This is a genomic window from Nocardia sp. Tas62D01, from assembly GCF_055232035.1.
Map to the genome: position 1 here is coordinate 5,650,686 of NZ_JBUYUZ010000001.1, position 15,908 is coordinate 5,666,593.

A 15,908-nucleotide genomic window follows, 5' to 3' on the forward strand; every position below is an offset into this window, starting at 1 on the left:
GCCGAGCTACCGTTTCTTCTGGGGGTTCGGGAGTCACATCGACCCGTGGAGGAAGGATATATGCGCAAGCTCACCTACTACGTCGCATCGACCATCGATGGTTTCATCGCCACCGAGGAGGGCTCGGTCGATTTCTTCCCGGTCGGCGGTGACCACGGCCCCGCGATCACCGCGCAGTATCCGGAGACGCTGCCGACGAAGGTGCGGGAGGCGCTCGGCATCGATAAGTACAACCGCTACTTCGATACGGTGCTGATGGGGCGCAAGACGCATGATTTCGGCGTGCGCACCGGGACGTCGAGTCCGTATGCGCACCTGCGGCAGTACGTGGTGTCGACGACGTTGCCGGAGAACCCGGATCCGGCGGTCGAGCTGATCGCCGCGGACCCTCTGACGAAGGTGCGAGAGCTCAAGCGGGACAACGGGCTCGGGATCTGGCTGTGCGGTGGCGGGGAACTCGCTCAGGTGTTGCTGCCGGAGATCGATCAGATCTTCCTGAAGCTGTATCCTGTGGTGCTCGGCGGGGGACGCCCACTGTTCGGTCGCGGCCCTCGGCTGCCCGATGCGGCCAGATTCCGGGTGATCACCAGCCGGATCTTTGAGGATGGCGTGGCCTTCGTGAAGTACGCCAGGATTCGATAACCGCTGTGGCGGAAGATGATTCGACCGCCGCACCGGACCTGACGCAGGTGCCGGGTCCGGTGCGGGCGCTGCGTGAGATCGGCTTCTGGCTGGAACGCTCGCGCGCGGAAACGCATCGGGTGAAGGCATACCGGCGCGCCGCCGACATTGTGGCGGAGCTGTCGGAGCAGGAACGCGACGCACACCGCATCGCACACAGCTGGCGCGATCTCGCCGGGATCGGGCCGAAGACCGCGGCCGTCATCGAACAGGCGTATTCCGGTGCGGTACCGGACTATTTAACCGATCTGCGGATGGCCGCGCAGCCCATCGGCGTGCCGGGCAAGCCGCTGCGGACGCTGCTGCGCGGTGATCTGCACACTCACTCCGACTGGTCCGACGGTGGCAGTCCGATCGCGGAGATGATGGGCGTCGCGGCCGCGCTCGGGCACGAATACTGCGCCCTCACCGATCATTCCCCGCGATTGACCGTCGCCAACGGTCTGTCCGCCGACCGGTTGCGCCGCCAGCTGGATGTGGTCGCGGAGCTCAACGAGCGGGTGGCGCCGTTTCGTATTCTCACCGGCATCGAGGTGGACATTCTCGACGACGGCACCCTGGACCAGCAGGCCGACCTGCTCGCCGAGCTCGATATCGTTGTCGCCAGCGTGCATTCGCATCTGCGTGCCGAAAGCGACGTGATGACCAAGCGCATGGTGTACGCGGTGGCGAACCCGAATGTCGACGTACTCGGCCATTGCACCGGTCGGCTGGTCGAGGGTGGGCGGGGCACTCGGCCGGAGTCGACCTTCGACGCGGAGGTGGTGTTCGAGGCGTGCCGTCACTACGGCACCGCCGTCGAGATCAACAGCCGCCCCGAACGCCGCGACCCGCCCGCGCGCCTCATCCAGCTCGCCGTCGAGATGGGCTGCTACTTCTCCGTCGACACCGACGCGCATGCGCCGGGTCAGCTTGACTGGCAGGGTTACGGGTGTGAGCGCGCCGTCGCTAATGGTGTTGCGGCCGAACGGGTCATCAACACCTGGCCCTTCGCCGACCTGCTGGCCTGGACCGAGTCGGCGGACGCCTGAGCAGCCGAGCCGGTGGCATCCCGTCATCACGGCGAACGTCGGGATCCACTGCTATGAAGGACTTTCGTCGGTGCAACCGATAATGTCTCGCGGGCCTTGGCCGTCGGGTTAACTGTTGCCGAACACTTGTGGCGTAGGTGGGCGGCGGCGCGCGCATGCCCGAAGATGGTGGCACACAGATCTCTTGGGGGTGGATTAGCGGGTGGGCGGCTTTCCGATCGACATGATGCTGGCCTTCGTCGGTATCGCGGTGCCGATCGTCGCGTTTCTGTGGGAATTCGTGCTGGTCGGACGTCGGCGACTCGGTTACCGCGTGCAGATGGACACGCCGGTCACCGGTGAGATCGAATCGGTCTTTCCCGGTGTCCTGCCGCAATTGCGACCCGAGAGCGACGGTCCGAGCCCGGATCTGAAGGACCTGTCGGTAGTGCTGGTCCGCATCGAGAACAGCGGCGCCACCACCATCGACACCAACGACTACGCCGTGCCCGATGCCGGCCGCGTCGGGCTGCACCTGCACTTCCCGCAGCGTCGCGTCATCGGCATGGCGGTCACCGAGCTGAGCGAACCGGGACTCGCCGACAGCCTGGACCGCGATTCCGGGATTGCCGTGCGCGAGGACACGGCCGGGCACATCGGCGTGATCGATCTGCCCAAGGTGACGATGAATCGGGCGGACCACTACAAGATCCTGGCGATCCTGCAACGGTCCGAGGGCAGCGGCGAGTATCCGGAGCCGGTGCTGCGCGGGCGGATCAAGGGCGGGCGAGTGGCAGAGACCCGCAGCCGCACCGGTATTTCCCGAGTGATGGTCGCGCTCATCGCCTTTCTTGTGGCGGTGATCGTCGTCCAGGTCGTCGTCAATGTGCTGGCTCCGGAGCCGGCGCCGCTGGAGTGTGCCGAGGGGAGCGTCACGGTGGTCGGCTCGACGGCGTTCGCACCGGTTATCCAGGAGGCCGCGCAGCAGTACACAAAGCGTTGCACCGGAGCGAAATTCACCTTCGGCTTCGAGGGCACCGAACGCGGTCTGGACCGAATCACCAAGGAGGGCAAGGACAATCGGGAGCTGCTGGCGATCACCGATGGTCCGAAGGGCGAGGGATATCCGCAACTGCGGTACCGTTCGCTGGCGCTGTCGCTGTTCAGCATGGTCGTGAACAAGGCGGTGGGCGTCCACAATCTCACCGGCGCGCAGATCCAAGACATGTACTCGGGCCGCGTCACCAACTGGCGCGACGTCGGCGGCCCGGATCTGCCGATCGTGCTGGTCAATCGGATCCCCGGATCCGGCACCAGGAACACCTTCGAGCATCGACTGCTCAGCGAACCGCAGCCGAACCGCCCGCACGTGAGCTGCATGGCGATCATGGACACGCCCCAGGCGGTCGGCGCGCACTGCGACGTACCGGTCACCACGGATATGCTGCAGGCCGTCGCCGCGATCCCAGGCGCCATCGGCTACAGCGAGTCCTCGGAGGCGGCGAAGGCGGATGTGGGCACTCTCGACCTGGACGGGGTCGCAGCGACCCGCGACGGCGCGATCAACCGCACGTATCCCTTCTGGGGCGTCGAGTATGCCTACACCTACGGTGACCTGCCCGGCGACTCATTGGCCACCTCCTTCCTGCGCTTCCTGACCGATCAGGCGGGCAAGGACGTGCTGAGCTCGCATGGCAACGCCCCCTGCGGCGACCTGCCCGATCGGCCGCGGTGCCTGCCGGACTCGTGAGTGCTACACGGCGATGTCACATGGCGGGTCGCTATCTGGTCTCCCTCGTGCAGGAGTAGCGCCGAGGAAAGGACGAACACCGTGTCACGAATGAACCTGTGGAATCGCATCGGGGTACGGCTGCGGATGCAACCCTGGATCGTCTGACGCCCTGCGCTCGACCGGGTGAGCGTCGGCCGGGCGAAAAAGTTTTGGACCAACTGACGGTTTGAAGTGTGTGTCACGAGGTACGTTTCTCTCGGCCCCCCTGTGCACGCCACGGCGTGCCCAGGCCAACCAAGCCCTGATGGACGGCGGTGTAGGCATTGTCTCCACCTCCGCCGCGGCGGCCACCACGTTCGGCGCCCAGCGCTCCGAGTGCTGGGTGGATGCCAGAGCCAACGGTTGCTTGGAAGGATGGTCATGAGCGCACGGTTATCCGCGCCGATTGCGGCGCCTATTTCCTCGTCGGATTTGTTGTCGATCGATCATGTCGGCGAACGATTTCGCATCGCCATGGTTGTTCCGCCCTATTTCGACGTACCACCCAAGGCGTACGGCGGCGTCGAGGCCGTCGTCGCCGATTTGGTCGATTCGCTGGTCACCCGCGGTCACGACGTGACGTTGTTCGGCGCGGGTGAACCGGGTACCAAGGCCAAGTTCGTGCCGGTCTGGGACCGGGCCTTGCCCGAGCGACTCGGCGATCCGTTTCCCGAGGTCGTGCACGCGCTGAAGGTGCGAAGGGCCATCGAAAGGATTGCCGCCACCTCCGGTGTGGATCTGGTGCACGACCACACCTTTGCCGGACCCCTCAACGCACAGGCCTACGCCGGTCTGGGCTTGCCGACGGTGGTGACCGTGCACGGCCCGGTCGAGGACGACTCCTACCAGTACTACCGGGAGTTGGGCAAAGATGTCGCGCTCGTCGCGATCAGCGACCGGCAACGCGAACTGGCCCCGGATCTGAACTGGGTTGGGCGAGTACACAATGCACTGCATGTGGAGCAGTGGCCCTTCCAAGCGGACAAAGGGGACTACGCGCTGTTCCTCGGCCGCTTCAACGCGTGCAAAGCACCCCACCTGGCGTTGCGGGCCGCGCACGAGGCTGGTATTCCTTTAGTGCTCGCGGGTAAGTGCAGTGAACCCGCCGAGCTGGCGTACTTCGAGAAAGAGGTCCGTCCGCTGCTGACCGAGCACGATCACGTCTTCGGGCTCGCCGATGCGGCGGCCAAGCGCAAGCTGCTGGCGGGTGCGCGCTGCCTGTTGTTCCCCATCCGCTGGGAGGAACCGTTCGGCGTGGTGATGATCGAAGCGATGGTCTGCGGCACCCCGGTGGTCGCGCTACGCGGTGGCGCGGTGGCCGAGGTGATCCTCGACGGGGTGACCGGCCGGATCTGCGACGACCCGGCCCAGCTGCCCGCCGCGATTGCCGAAGTGCGACGACTGGATCCGGCCGTCTGCCGGGCGCATGTCGAAGCGCACTTCGGCGCGGAGACGCTCGGACGCGGCTACGAGCACGTCTATCAGCGGCTACTGCGGCCGTCGCGGCGGGCGCGCGCCGAACGTTGGCTAGACGAGACCGTGCCCGTCCGCGTCCCAGCGAGCGAACTGGCATGACCGCCGACGCGCGCGTCCCAGAGAAACCCGCGGCGCCGAACTCCGCGCCATCGAGCGCGACTTCGGCGAGCCCGACGCCATTCAATGCCGGGCAGCCGACGGCGCTCGGTGGCTGGAACGGCTCCGTCACGCTGGTCGAGGGCGGAACCTTCTGCCTGTCGAACCGCCTCGGCGACGTCGAGCCGGGCCGACCGCACGGGCTTTTCTTCCGGGACGCGCGCGTCCTGTCCCGTTGGGAACTGCTGGTGGACGGCAAGCCCGCCGAGGCGTTGTCGGTGCTCAGCCCGGAGGCGTTCGCCGCCAGGTTCGTGCTGCGCAGGCCACCGCAGGCCGGGGTGGCCGACAGCACCCTGCTTGTGGTGCGCGAACGGCTCGTCGCCGACGGGATGCACGAGATCCTGACGCTGGAGAACATGGGGCGCGAACCCACCGCGGTCTGCCTGGAGTTGCACGTCGACGCCGACTTCGTTGACCTCTTCGCGGTCAAGGAGGGCCGGTCCGGGCACGGGCACGGGCGGGCCGAGGTGACCGTGGCCGAAGGTGAGCTGCTGCTGCACGACAGAACCGATCGAATGCGCGGACTGTCGGTCTCGGCGAGCGTCGAACCCACCGTGTTGCCGGGCACGCTGGTGTGGCGGGTCGTGGTACCGCCGGGGCGGCGCTGGCAGACCGAGGTCGTCGCACAGCCGACGGTCGGCAATCAGCGAGTCCAGGCGCCGTTGGAGCCTGGGGAGGACCACGGGCTCAGCGCGCCGAGTCGCAAGATCGAGGCGTGGCGCGATACCGCGACGACGATTATCGCGGCGAACACGGCGCTCACCCAGATACTGCGGCGCTCGGAAAGTGACCTGGGCGCCCTGCAGATTCACGACGAGGCCGGCGCGGGCAGGCCCTTCGTGGCCGCGGGCGCACCGTGGTTCATGACCCTGTTCGGCCGCGACAGCCTGCTGACCGCCTGGATGGCGCTGCCGCTGGAGGTCGATCTGGCGGTGGGCACCTTGCAGCAGCTTGCCGAATTGCAAGGGCAGGCAGTCGATCCGCTCACCGAGGAGGAGCCGGGGCGGATCATGCACGAGATGCGCCGCGGGCCGGCCAGTGGACAGGTGCTCGGCGGCAGTACCTATTACGGAACCGTCGATGCCACACCACTTTTCATCATGTTGCTGGCCGAATGTCATCGGTGGGGTGCGGATCCGGAGGTGATCAAGGAGCTGCTGCCCGCCGCCGACGCCGCGGTGCGGTGGATCACCGACTACGGCGACCGGGACGGCGACGGTTTCGTCGAGTATCGCCGCGCCACCGATCGCGGTCTGATCAATCAAGGTTGGAAGGACAGCTTCGACGGAATCAACGACGCCACAGGGCATCTCGCGGAGGCGCCGATCGCGCTGTGCGAGGTGCAGGGGTACGTGCATGCCGCACTGCTGGCGCGGGCGGAGCTGGCCGAGGCGTTCGACGAGCAGCGGACCGCGACTCGGTTGCGCGAGCGCGCCGCCGAACTGCGCGGCAAGTTCGCCGAGCAGTTCTGGCTGCCGGACCGGGGCTGGTACGCGGTCGCGTTGGATGGCGGCAAGCGTCAGGTCGATGCGCTGACCAGCAATGTGGCCCACTGTCTTTGGTCGGGTATCGCTACTGACGAGCATGCGGCCGAAGTGATCGAGCGGCTGTCGAGCCCGGAGATGGACTCCGGTTTCGGGCTGCGCACCCTCGCGTCATCGATGGGCGCCTACAACCCGATGAGCTACCACTGCGGGTCGGTGTGGCCACACGACACGGCGATCGCCGTCGCCGGTCTGCTGCGCTATCGCCACTTGCCGGGCGCGGTCGAGCTGGCGACCCGGCTCGCGGGCGGATTGCTCGACGCGGCAGCGACTTTCGGTGGTCGACTGCCCGAGCTGTTCTGCGGGTTTCCGCGTGATCAGTTCGCGGTACCGGTGCCCTACCCGACCTCCTGCTCACCGCAGGCCTGGGCGAGTGCGGCTCCGCTATTGCTGGTGCGGTCGTTCCTCGGGCTCGAGCCGGACGTGCCGGCGCGCACGCTGGCCGTGTGTCCGCACCTGCCGCCGCAGTGGGGCAAGATCAGTCTCCGTGATCTGCGATTGGGTTCGGTGACCGTCGATCTGGAGGCCGAGGGCAGTCAGATCACCGCCGCGCGCCTGCCCGACGACTGGCAGCTGGTCAGTCGATGACGCCGACACGATCACGAACAAACGGGATGAATCGCCGGAGTTCGGGTATTCCTTCGGCGTAACGACATTGGCATGCCTCTCCACTGAAACACGCAGGCTGGAGGTGCACGATGCAGACATCACTGGATACCAGAGACCTGTGGAGCACACAGCATCGCGATTGCGGCGCCGAGCCGACCATGGATCTCGATCTCGACCGGGCACGGTTCATCTGCAGTACCCATGCGGGCCACGGCCCGGACTGCCACCAGTACCTGGCGGCCGCGGCCTACTGTTTCGATTCCGCCGAAGATACCTGACCCGCAACACTTTTCGCGGGCACGACGGCCGGTCAGTTGAGGTCGGTGGAACGGCTGACCTCGTAGCCGAGGAGTCGCTCGGCTTCTTCGATGCCGCCCTGCAGGTCGCCGACCGCGTTCATCTTCGACAGATCGAGGCCGATGGTGACCAGAGTGAGCGCGATCTCCGAGGACAGCCCGGTGATGATGAGGCTCGCGCCCATCAGGCCGGAGGCTTCGACGGTCTCCCACCAGATGGTTGGCGACGGTGGAGTCGATGGTCGGGACGCCGGTGATGTCGATGACCACGACCTTGGCGCGGTTGACCCGGATCGCACCGAGCAGCTGCTCGGTCAGCTGTCTGGCGCGTTGGCGTCGAGGACGCCGATGATCGGCAGGATCAGCAACTGCTCGCGCACCTGTAACACCGGGGTGGACAGCTCGCGGACGCCCGCGCCGGGTTGAGGTCGCCGGTTGGGGGTACGCGGCCAGTGTCAGTCGACAAACCCGATATTTCGGAGGTGATTATCGTGCCCAAGCATGAAAGCGGACCCCGCGAAGGTGTCGAGGGCGTCGTAGAAGACGCTAAGGGCAAAATTAAGGAGGCCGCCGGCATCGTCACCGGGAAGGACGCCCTGAAGGGCGAGGGCCGGGCCCAGCAGGACAAGGCCAAAGCCCAGCGTGACGCGGCACAACAGGAGGCCGCAGCGGAGAAGGCTCGTGCCGAAGCCGATCTCGACGAGATGCGGCAGCGCGGCTACCAGTAATCCAGGTGGCCCCGCATGGGCAGGGTGGGCTACCTGGTGCACACCGGGTTGCCCACCCTTTTTCGGTAGGGCGGCAGGTCCTGGCCAGTCGGGCCGTCCTGGATAGTGAAGCAAGGGTGGTGAGCATAGTGAAATTGATTTCCGGAGCACTCGCGGAAACGACAAAGGTCGGTTTTCGGGTCCCGGCCCGCCTGGATCAATTGCCGATAGTGCGTTCATTGGGTGAAACCGTCTCGCTCCACGCGGACTTCACGCTGGAGGAGGTGGCCGATATCCGGCTCGCGCTCAACGAGGTTGCCACGGCGCTGATTCTCGACGCGGTTCCCGGTTCGACGATCGGATGCACATTCAGCTACAGCGCCGATCGTGTGGTGGTCCGCGTCAGCTCCACCGCGGTATCCGAAGCCGAGGCCGGGCCCAATCAGTTGGGCTGGTATGTCGTCGCCACCCTCACCGAGTCGCTGTCCGCGTCGCAGACGGCCTTCGATGCCGGCATCGGCGGGTACCCGACCGAGGTCGAATTCAGTTGGGAACGACCGATATCGGCGCAGGAGTAGCGGCGGTGGGGAATCGCTACGGCGACGGCAGGATCGGACGTGTGAAGTAGTCCTCGATCGGGCTGGGGCCCGTATAGCGGCGGCAGCCGCAAAGGACCCACTCGCGTAGACCGTGGCTGTTCTTGCGGCCGATGTCGGCGTGGCAGACACCGTCCTGCGGATCGTGCAGGGCCAGGTCGTGGCCACAGCCGCAGGGTGCCGGGGAGTCGGCCGGTTTCTTGCGACGGCTGAACCGGCCCGTTGCCCAGCCCGCTCCGGCGATGGCCGCACCGACGGCCAAGCTAACAGGATCGAACATCTGCATATTATATGTATGCGTATAGCGATACGTCCAGCGCTCCGGCATGATTCGGCGCACCGTGCGGACCGCATTACTCTTCGATCGACTCGGCTGCGTCGTGCACATTCACCGCGAGTCCGTGATGCCTCTGCGGATTTCGCCGGGGCCGTGCTCGACGCGCGAGAGATCCCGTGCCGTCGACGACCGCAGCTGCCACGGCACGCTGGTCACCATCACGCTCGGTTCGAACAGTAGGCGGGCCTTCAGTCGCAGCGAGCTCTGATTGTGCAGCAGATTCTCCCACCAGTGGCCGACAACGTATTCCGGGATGAATACGCTGATGACGTCGCGGGATCCGGACAGGTGCAGGCGTTTGATGTAGTCGACGACCGGACGGGTGATCTCTCGATACGGAGATTCGATCACCCGCAGCGCAATGCCTACCTCGCGCCGCTCCCAATCCTCGGTCAGCGCACGGGTTTCGGCATCGTCGACATTGACGGTGATCGCGGTGAGGGTATCGGGCCGGGTAGCGCGGGCGAATTGCACTGCGCGCTGAGTGGCCTTGGTCCAGCCGGACACCAGCACGATCGCGTGTACCCGGCTCGGCAGTGTTTCGTCGTCGTCCTCTTCGACGTCCAGCTCGGCGCGAACCGCCAGGTAGTGGCGGTGAATGAGGTACATGAGCCCGACGAGCACCGGCATTGCGAACACCACAATGTAGGCGCCGTGCGTGAATTTGGTGACCATGACGACGACGAGGACGATGCCGGTGAAGCACGCGCCGAAGGCGTTGATCGCTCTGGCGCGATGGATACGGCGCCGCTCGGCGGGCGTTGTCGCATCCCGCAATTCGCGATTCCAATGCCGGACCATCCCGGCCTGGCACAGCGTGAACGAGGTGAACACGCCCACGATGTACAGCTGGATCAGGCGGGTCGCAGACCCGTCGAATGCGTAGATGAGCACGCCGGCGATAACGGCGAGCAGGATGATGCCGTTGGAGAACGCCAGCCGGTCCCCGCGGGTGTGTAGTTGGCGCGGCATGTATCTGTGCTGGGCGAGAATCGAATTGAGCAGCGGGAATCCGTTGTAGGCAGTGTTCGCCGCGAGGATAAGGATCAACGCGGTTGTCACCATGATGTAGTAGAAGAACACGCTGTGACCGCCGAACACCGCCGCCGAAATCTGGGCGATCACGGTTTTCTGTGGGTCGTTGTGGCAGTCGCCGGGGAAACCGATCAGGTCGCAGGCGTTCTCGGTGACGCGCGTTTTCGAGATCATGGCCAGTGCGGTCACTCCGGAGAACATCGCGATCGAGATGATGCCCATGGCCGACATCGTGCGGGCCGCGTTGAGCGCCTTGGGTTTACGGAAGGCCGGAACACCATTGGAGATCGCCTCGGCTCCGGTCAGGGCGGTACATCCGGAGGAGAACGCGCGCAACACCAGGAAGGCTAGCGCGGCCGCGCTGAGACCCACTTGCTCGGCATGGATTTCGTAGTGCGCGCTCTCGGCGACCGGAGGATTCCCGAACAACGACTGGCCGATTCCCACCACGATCATCACCATTACGCCGACGACGAACGCGTATGTCGGCACGGCGAAGGCCCGTCCGGACTCACGCACGCCGCGCAGGTTCACTGCGGTCAAGATGGCGATGAACCCGATGTTGATCGCGACCCGGTGCGGGTTCAAGTCGGGAATCGCGGAGATGATGTTGTCCACGCCAGCGGCGACCGACACCGCCACGGTCATTATGTAGTCGACGAGCAATGCGGCCGCAACCACCAGTCCAGGAATGGGTCCGAGATTCGTCGCGACCACCTCATACGAGCCGCCGCCGGAGGGGTAGGCCTGCACCACCTGCCGGTAGGAGAGCACCACAACGGCCAGTAGGACAACGACCGCGCCCGCGACCCACGGCGCCAAATGAATGTAGGCGAGCCCGCCGAGGGTCAGGATAAGCAGGATTTCCTGTGTCGCATACGCAACTGATGACAAGGGGTCGCTGGCAAAAATCGGCAGCGCGACCCGTTTCGGCAGCAACTGCTCTTTGAGCCGATCGCTGCGAAACGGGCGCCCGAGAACTAGACGCTTTGCCACGTCGATCGGTGAAACCACGATGAGCCAGCCTATGGCCGCCTGGCGGAATCCGGCCTCCCCCGAGCCGTATGGATTCTGTAAATAATTGCGCGCAAATCCGCAAAATATCATCAAGGCCAGGTCGGACGAGCGAATGCGTCGCTACCATCTGTGCCTGATCTATGCACGAGGCACGAATGACAAGGCAGCGCCCCCCGATGAACGACCGACGATGAACGACCGACCCGACGACATCGCGTACCTACGCGAGGTGCTCAACCACCGATACGTCGTGGAGACCCTCGACGCCTTGTCGAGCGGGCCTTGCGGCATCGCCGCGCTGACCGCGACCGTTCGGGGCAGCCAGCGCGCGCTGGCGCACGCACTGCGCGTGATTGCCGCACGTGGGCTGATCATGACCGACCGGCGTGGCAGCTGGGATCATCCGCACGCCCCGACCGACGTTATCCAGCTGACCGACCGGGGCAGACAGACCGTCGAAGCCCTGTCGAGCCTCACCGTCTGGATGGCGCTATACGAGGATACCGATCACGTTCGAGACCGATGAACGGACCGCGCGTCCGGATACAGCGCATCGGCACGACAAAGGCCCGCCTTACAGGCGGGCCTTTGTGTTGGTAACCGGTTGGAGTCAGCCGCGGAATGGGTAGTTGTTGTCGAGGTCGATGTTGAGTTCGACGACGTTGACTGTTGGTTCGCCGAGGAAGCCGAGGGTCCGGCCGTTGGTGTGGGCGTCGACGAGTTGGCGCACCTGGTCCTCGGAGATGCTGCGGGCCTGGGCGATTCGGGCTACCTGGATGGCCGCGTATGCGGGGGAGATGTGGGGGTCCAGGCCACTGCCGCTGGCGGTGACGGCGTCGGTGGGGACGGGGGTGTCGGTGGAGGCGTCGCCGTAGATCGGGACGATCCGGCCGATCGAGTAGTCCTCGCCGGGTTTGGCGCATTCGACCTGTACACCCTCGTAGGTGGACAGGAACGGCTGCGTCGGGCACGCCTCGTTGACGCTGTCGGGGTCTTCTGCCTGCTCGCACCCTCGACGAGAGCGATCATCTTGTCGATGAAGCTCTGGCCGGGTTCCTGGGTGATCTTGACGACGACCCGGTCCGACAGCACCGTGGTGCCGCCGGTTACCGCGGAGCGGTCACCGCCGGATTCCCGGATGACCGGTGCGGATTCGCCGGTGATGGCCGATTCGTCCACCGACGCGATGCCTTCCACGACGTCGCCGTCGCCGGGGATTATCTGGCCCGCCACGACGACGTAGTCGCCGCGCCGCAGTTCCGGTGCGCCGATGCGTTCCTCGACCACCCGGCTACCAGGCGACCACTCGACGAGGCGCCGAGCGATGGTGTCGGTCTTGGCTTTACGCAGTGAGTCAGCCTGTGCCTTGCCACGTCCCTCGGCGACCGTTTCGGCCAGATTGGCGAAGATCACGGTGAGCCACAGCCACACCACGATCGCCCAGGCGAAGAAGGTGGGGTGGTGGTGGGGTGGGCGATCGCGAGGATGGTCGACCAGACGGCGCCGATTTCGACGATGAACATCACCGGGTTTTTCCACATGGTGCGCGGGCCGAGTTTGCGCGCGGCGTCCGGCAGCGAGGTCAGCAGCATCTTCGGGTCGAGTGCGCCGCGAGGTACGTGGTCGCCCTTGTGCTCGCGTGGGCGGGCCCGGAGATCTCGGTTGTCGAAGCGGGACATGTCAGTGAATTCCCTCGGCCAGCGGCCCGAGCGCGAGCGCGGGCAGGAAGGTGAGCGCGACCAGGATCACGGTGACACCGACGACCATGCCGACGAACTGCGGCCGGTACGTCGGCAGCGTGCCGATCGACTCGGGAGTGGTGCCCTGCTGTGCCAGCGAACCGGCAAGCGCGAGCACGAAGATCATCGGCAGGAACCGGCCGAAGACCATGGCCAGGCCGAGCGCGGTGTTGTACCACTCGGTATTGCCGCTCAGACCGGCGAAGGCCGAGCCGTTGTTGTTGGCCGCGGAGGTGAACGCGTACAGCACTTCCGACAGGCCGTGCGGGCCGGAGTTCAGCATCCCGGCGCGCTGGCCGGGCATCGCCATCGCGGTCGCTGTGCCGACCAGCACGATCAGCGGGCTGATCAGGAAGTACGACGCGGCCAGCTTGATCTCCTTCGGCGTGATCTTCTTGCCGAGGTATTCCGGTGTGCGACCGACCATCAGGCCTGCGACGAAGACGGTGATCACCGCGAGGATCAACATGCCGTACAGGCCGGAGCCGGTACCGCCGGGTGCGACCTCACCCAGTTGCATGTTGAACAGCAGCATCATCCCGCCCAGACTGCTGTAGGAGTCGTGGAACGAGTCGACCGCGCCGGTGGAGGTCAGCGTCGTCGAGGCGGCGAACAGCGCCGAGTCGGGCACGCCGAACCGCTGCTCCACGCCCTCCATCGACGCGCCGATCGCCGTCGACACAGTGCCGTGGTGCTGGAGCTGGAACAAGCTGGTCAACGTCCAGCTGGCGAGGGCGATCGTGCCCATCACCGCGACGATCGCGTAGCCCTGCCTGCGGCTGCCGACCATGCGGCCGAAGGTCCGCGGCAGCGAGGAGCTGATCACCAGTAGGAGGAAGATCTCGATCCAGTTGGTCCAGGTGCCTGGGTTCTCGAACGGATGCGAAGAGTTCGCGTTGTAGAAGCCGCCGCCGTTGGTGCCGAGTTCCTTGATGGCCTCCTGGCTGGCGACGGGGCCGCCGGTGATGGTCTGCTGGGTGCCGCCCAGGGTCTGCGCGAGCTGGTCGTGCAGGTGGAAGTTCTGGATGGCGCCACCGGCGACCAGCACGATGGCGAACAGGAACGCGATCGGCAGCAGGATGCGCAGGGTGCCGCGCACCAGGTCGACCCAGAAGTTGCCGAGATCGCCGGTGTGCCTGCGGACGAACCCACGCACCAGGCCGATCGCCACGGCCATGCCGACCGCCGCGGAGACAAAGTTCTGCACCGCGAGCCCAGCCATCTGCACTAGGTGGCCCTGGGTGGATTCACCGGAGTAGTTCTGCCAGTTCGTGTTCGTCACGAAGCTGACCGCGGTGTTCCACGCCAGGGCGGGGGTCATCTCGGTGGGCGGATCGTTCAGGTGCAGCGGCAGCTTGCCCTGCAGTAGCTGGAAGAAGAAGAGGAACAGGATGCTGACGGCGGAGAACGCGAGCACATTGCGGGCGTACATACCCCAGGTCTGCTCGACCTCGGGCTGTGCGCCGATGGCCTTGTAGATGATCCGCTCCGCACGGGAGTGCTTGTGGCTGTTGTACACCCGGTACATGTAGTCGCCGAGCGGCACGTGCACCAGGGCGAGCGCGATGATCAGGGACGCCGCGAAGGCGATCCCCGCTGTGGTCGTGTTCACCTAGAACCTCTCAGGAAACAGCAGCGCCGCGACCATGTAAATCGCAACGACAATGGCCAGAACCAGACCGATCAGATTCGCGATCACAGCTTTTCCACCCCCCGCTGGATCAGGCCGAGCAGCGCGAAGATCGCCACGGTCAGCACCGTGAACACCACGACAGACATGAGTGCACCTTCCATATCGCGCCCGCGCTGTCGGGCGCTCCAGGGTGAGTCAAGCGGCCATCCAGGCCCGTGCCGAGCTCCTTCTAGCGCCTCGCAGATCAGGATTGACGCTTCACTTACAGCTAGGCCCGGTATGGGTGACAGGATGCCGTCAAGGAAGGCAAGCAAGGAGTCAACACACCGTAGAGATCGAGTTCAGTGCTCGATCGGGGCGTAGAAAAGTTGCCACAGGCCAGGCGAGGACTCCAGCGCAACCAGCGCCCACCGGATGCGGAAAGGACCGATATGCCCATTGTCACGGTCGCCGTCCTTGCCGGGTTCGGTTGCTGCGCGTTGCTCATTCGCGCGCTCGGAGCCCGGAGAAACGGACACGCGCACGATTCCTAGCCGACCGATGTTGCGACAGACCGGGTGCAGCGTCCGGTTGGACCCAGTCGGACGAGCCTGCCCTTGCTGTCGCTGATCTGGACGAGATCGCTGAATCTGTTCAAGAGTCGGTTGTCGGTGCGGGCGGCATAAGGTTTTTCGCCGGCCAGATTGCTGATTCGCTGGGTGAACAGATAGCGCGGTCGGGAAGCGGGTCATCGCCGAGCTCGGCTGCGCCTACGAAACGATCACGTTTGATTGCCGCGGTCACGGCAAGGCATCTCCCGCAGGCACATACACTGTCGAGGGGTTCCTCAGCGATGCCCAGGCCGTGATGGCTGTTGTCGGATCACACAGTCCGATAGTCGTGGGCTGGTCGATGGGCGCCGACCTCGCAGTCGAATACGCCGCCGCGCATCCTGGTGTGGTGGCGGGTCTTGTACTCGTCGACGGTGCGGTCCCGATCAGCGAGCCGCTCGTGGAAGATGCGGCACGGATGCGGGAGTCCCTCAACAGCGTCGGCGTCAGGATCGGTATGCGCCTGACTCGATTCACCCCTTACCGGCCCGCCGATACACGCGTCAGGTGGTCGAGAAACCGTTCGCGCCGCCGTCGTGGTCGGCGCGCTCGGCGTCGGGCTCGGCCTCGCGCTCGCCCGCGGACTCACCGCAGCCATGGGTGGCACGATCACTCCTGAAACCACTCCGGGTGGCGGACTCACCGTGACCGTCACATTGCCGTGGACATGACCTGTGTGCTGGTGGTCGATGACGACCCGCAGATGCTGCG

16 protein-coding genes and 4 pseudogenes are annotated in these 15,908 nt (G+C 65.6%); 11 read left to right on the plus strand and 9 right to left on the minus strand.

Features of this window, described 5'->3' with window-relative positions; translation table 11 throughout:
• The first annotated feature begins 60 nt into the window (after positions 1 to 60).
• The 6 genes from ACV7NQ_RS26770 to ACV7NQ_RS26795 all read left to right on the plus strand — a co-directional run bounded on the left by ACV7NQ_RS26770 (position 61) and on the right by ACV7NQ_RS26795 (position 7,525).
• On the plus strand, positions 61 to 642 hold the full coding sequence (locus ACV7NQ_RS26770) for a dihydrofolate reductase family protein (protein WP_463362151.1): 582 nt from the start codon (positions 61 to 63) through the stop codon (positions 640 to 642).
• A 5-nt stretch (positions 643 to 647) separates the two neighbouring features.
• Complete coding sequence (locus ACV7NQ_RS26775; RefSeq protein WP_463362152.1) at positions 648 to 1,712, plus strand: PHP domain-containing protein; 1,065 nt, start codon at positions 648 to 650, stop codon at positions 1,710 to 1,712.
• A 202-nt stretch (positions 1,713 to 1,914) separates the two neighbouring features.
• Positions 1,915 to 3,441, plus strand: coding sequence for a PstS family phosphate ABC transporter substrate-binding protein (locus ACV7NQ_RS26780; protein WP_463362153.1), 1,527 nt, complete (start codon positions 1,915 to 1,917; stop codon positions 3,439 to 3,441).
• 495 nt (positions 3,442 to 3,936) lie between these two features.
• Entirely contained in the window at positions 3,937 to 5,037 is a 1,101-nt protein-coding gene (locus ACV7NQ_RS26785) for a glycosyltransferase family 4 protein (RefSeq protein ID WP_463365828.1), read from the plus strand.
• Positions 5,034 to 7,226 carry an amylo-alpha-1,6-glucosidase gene (locus tag ACV7NQ_RS26790; protein ID WP_463362154.1) on the plus strand — a complete coding sequence of 731 codons (2,193 nt, stop codon included), beginning with the start codon at positions 5,034 to 5,036 and terminating at the stop codon, positions 7,224 to 7,226. Before ACV7NQ_RS26785 ends, ACV7NQ_RS26790 begins: the two co-directional genes overlap by 4 nt.
• A gap of 110 nt (positions 7,227 to 7,336) precedes the next feature.
• Positions 7,337 to 7,525, plus strand: coding sequence for a hypothetical protein (locus tag ACV7NQ_RS26795; RefSeq protein WP_463362155.1), 189 nt, complete (start codon positions 7,337 to 7,339; stop codon positions 7,523 to 7,525).
• Between the two features lie 32 nt (positions 7,526 to 7,557).
• Here the strand turns inward: ACV7NQ_RS26795 and ACV7NQ_RS26800 are convergent.
• Positions 7,558 to 7,953: pseudogene (locus ACV7NQ_RS26800) on the minus strand (STAS domain-containing protein); the annotation flags it as partial.
• Positions 7,954 to 8,034: 81 nt separating this feature from the next.
• Between ACV7NQ_RS26800 and mbp1 the strand changes: the two are divergent.
• Both mbp1 and ACV7NQ_RS26810 read left to right on the plus strand, forming a co-directional pair.
• Positions 8,035 to 8,271 carry a microaggregate-binding protein 1 gene (gene mbp1 / locus ACV7NQ_RS26805; RefSeq protein ID WP_463362156.1) on the plus strand — a complete coding sequence of 79 codons (237 nt, stop codon included), beginning with the start codon at positions 8,035 to 8,037 and terminating at the stop codon, positions 8,269 to 8,271.
• Positions 8,272 to 8,399: 128 nt separating this feature from the next.
• On the plus strand, positions 8,400 to 8,828 hold the full coding sequence (locus ACV7NQ_RS26810) for an ATP-binding protein (RefSeq protein WP_463362157.1): 429 nt from the start codon (positions 8,400 to 8,402) through the stop codon (positions 8,826 to 8,828).
• A 16-nt stretch (positions 8,829 to 8,844) separates the two neighbouring features.
• On the opposite strand, the gene ACV7NQ_RS26815 is transcribed toward ACV7NQ_RS26810, so the two are convergent.
• The gene (locus tag ACV7NQ_RS26815; protein ID WP_463362158.1) at positions 8,845 to 9,126 is read right to left on the minus strand and encodes a hypothetical protein; all 282 of its coding nucleotides are present in this window, start codon (positions 9,124 to 9,126) and stop codon (positions 8,845 to 8,847) included.
• A 108-nt stretch (positions 9,127 to 9,234) separates the two neighbouring features.
• Positions 9,235 to 11,232 carry an APC family permease gene (locus tag ACV7NQ_RS26820; RefSeq protein ID WP_463362159.1) on the minus strand — a complete coding sequence of 666 codons (1,998 nt, stop codon included), beginning with the start codon at positions 11,230 to 11,232 and terminating at the stop codon, positions 9,235 to 9,237.
• 193 nt (positions 11,233 to 11,425) lie between these two features.
• Between ACV7NQ_RS26820 and ACV7NQ_RS26825 the strand changes: the two genes are divergently transcribed.
• Positions 11,426 to 11,761, plus strand: a complete 336-nt coding sequence (locus tag ACV7NQ_RS26825; protein ID WP_463362160.1) for a winged helix-turn-helix transcriptional regulator — start codon at positions 11,426 to 11,428, stop codon at positions 11,759 to 11,761.
• Between the two features lie 84 nt (positions 11,762 to 11,845).
• On the opposite strand, the pseudogene ACV7NQ_RS26830 reads toward ACV7NQ_RS26825, so the two are convergent.
• The 6 genes and pseudogenes from ACV7NQ_RS26830 to ACV7NQ_RS26855 form a co-directional block, all read right to left on the minus strand.
• Positions 11,846 to 12,220, minus strand: a pseudogene (locus tag ACV7NQ_RS26830) (potassium-transporting ATPase subunit C); the annotation flags it as partial.
• A 2-nt stretch (positions 12,221 to 12,222) separates the two neighbouring features.
• A pseudogene (locus ACV7NQ_RS26835) lies at positions 12,223 to 12,914 on the minus strand (P-type ATPase actuator domain-containing protein); the annotation flags it as partial.
• Position 12,915: 1 nt separating this feature from the next.
• On the minus strand, positions 12,916 to 14,586 hold the full coding sequence (gene kdpA, locus ACV7NQ_RS26840; protein WP_463362161.1) for a potassium-transporting ATPase subunit KdpA: 1,671 nt from the start codon (positions 14,584 to 14,586) through the stop codon (positions 12,916 to 12,918).
• A complete protein-coding gene (locus tag ACV7NQ_RS26845; protein ID WP_463365829.1) occupies positions 14,587 to 14,673 on the minus strand; it encodes a potassium-transporting ATPase subunit F in 87 nt (28 codons plus the stop codon).
• A complete protein-coding gene (locus tag ACV7NQ_RS26850) occupies positions 14,670 to 14,768 on the minus strand; it encodes a potassium-transporting ATPase (protein WP_463362162.1) in 99 nt (32 codons plus the stop codon). Before ACV7NQ_RS26850 ends, ACV7NQ_RS26845 begins: the two co-directional genes overlap by 4 nt.
• Before the next feature lie 180 nt (positions 14,769 to 14,948).
• Complete coding sequence (locus tag ACV7NQ_RS26855; RefSeq protein WP_463362163.1) at positions 14,949 to 15,125, minus strand: hypothetical protein; 177 nt, start codon at positions 15,123 to 15,125, stop codon at positions 14,949 to 14,951.
• Between the two features lie 241 nt (positions 15,126 to 15,366).
• Between ACV7NQ_RS26855 and ACV7NQ_RS26860 the strand changes: the two are divergent.
• Both ACV7NQ_RS26860 and ACV7NQ_RS26865 read left to right on the plus strand, forming a co-directional pair.
• A pseudogene (locus tag ACV7NQ_RS26860) lies at positions 15,367 to 15,702 on the plus strand (alpha/beta fold hydrolase); the annotation flags it as partial.
• Between the two features lie 31 nt (positions 15,703 to 15,733).
• Positions 15,734 to 15,868: an ATP-binding protein gene (locus ACV7NQ_RS26865; RefSeq protein WP_463362164.1), complete on the plus strand. Its 135-nt coding sequence runs from the start codon at positions 15,734 to 15,736 to the stop codon at positions 15,866 to 15,868.
• The last annotated feature ends 40 nt before the right edge of the window (positions 15,869 to 15,908 follow it).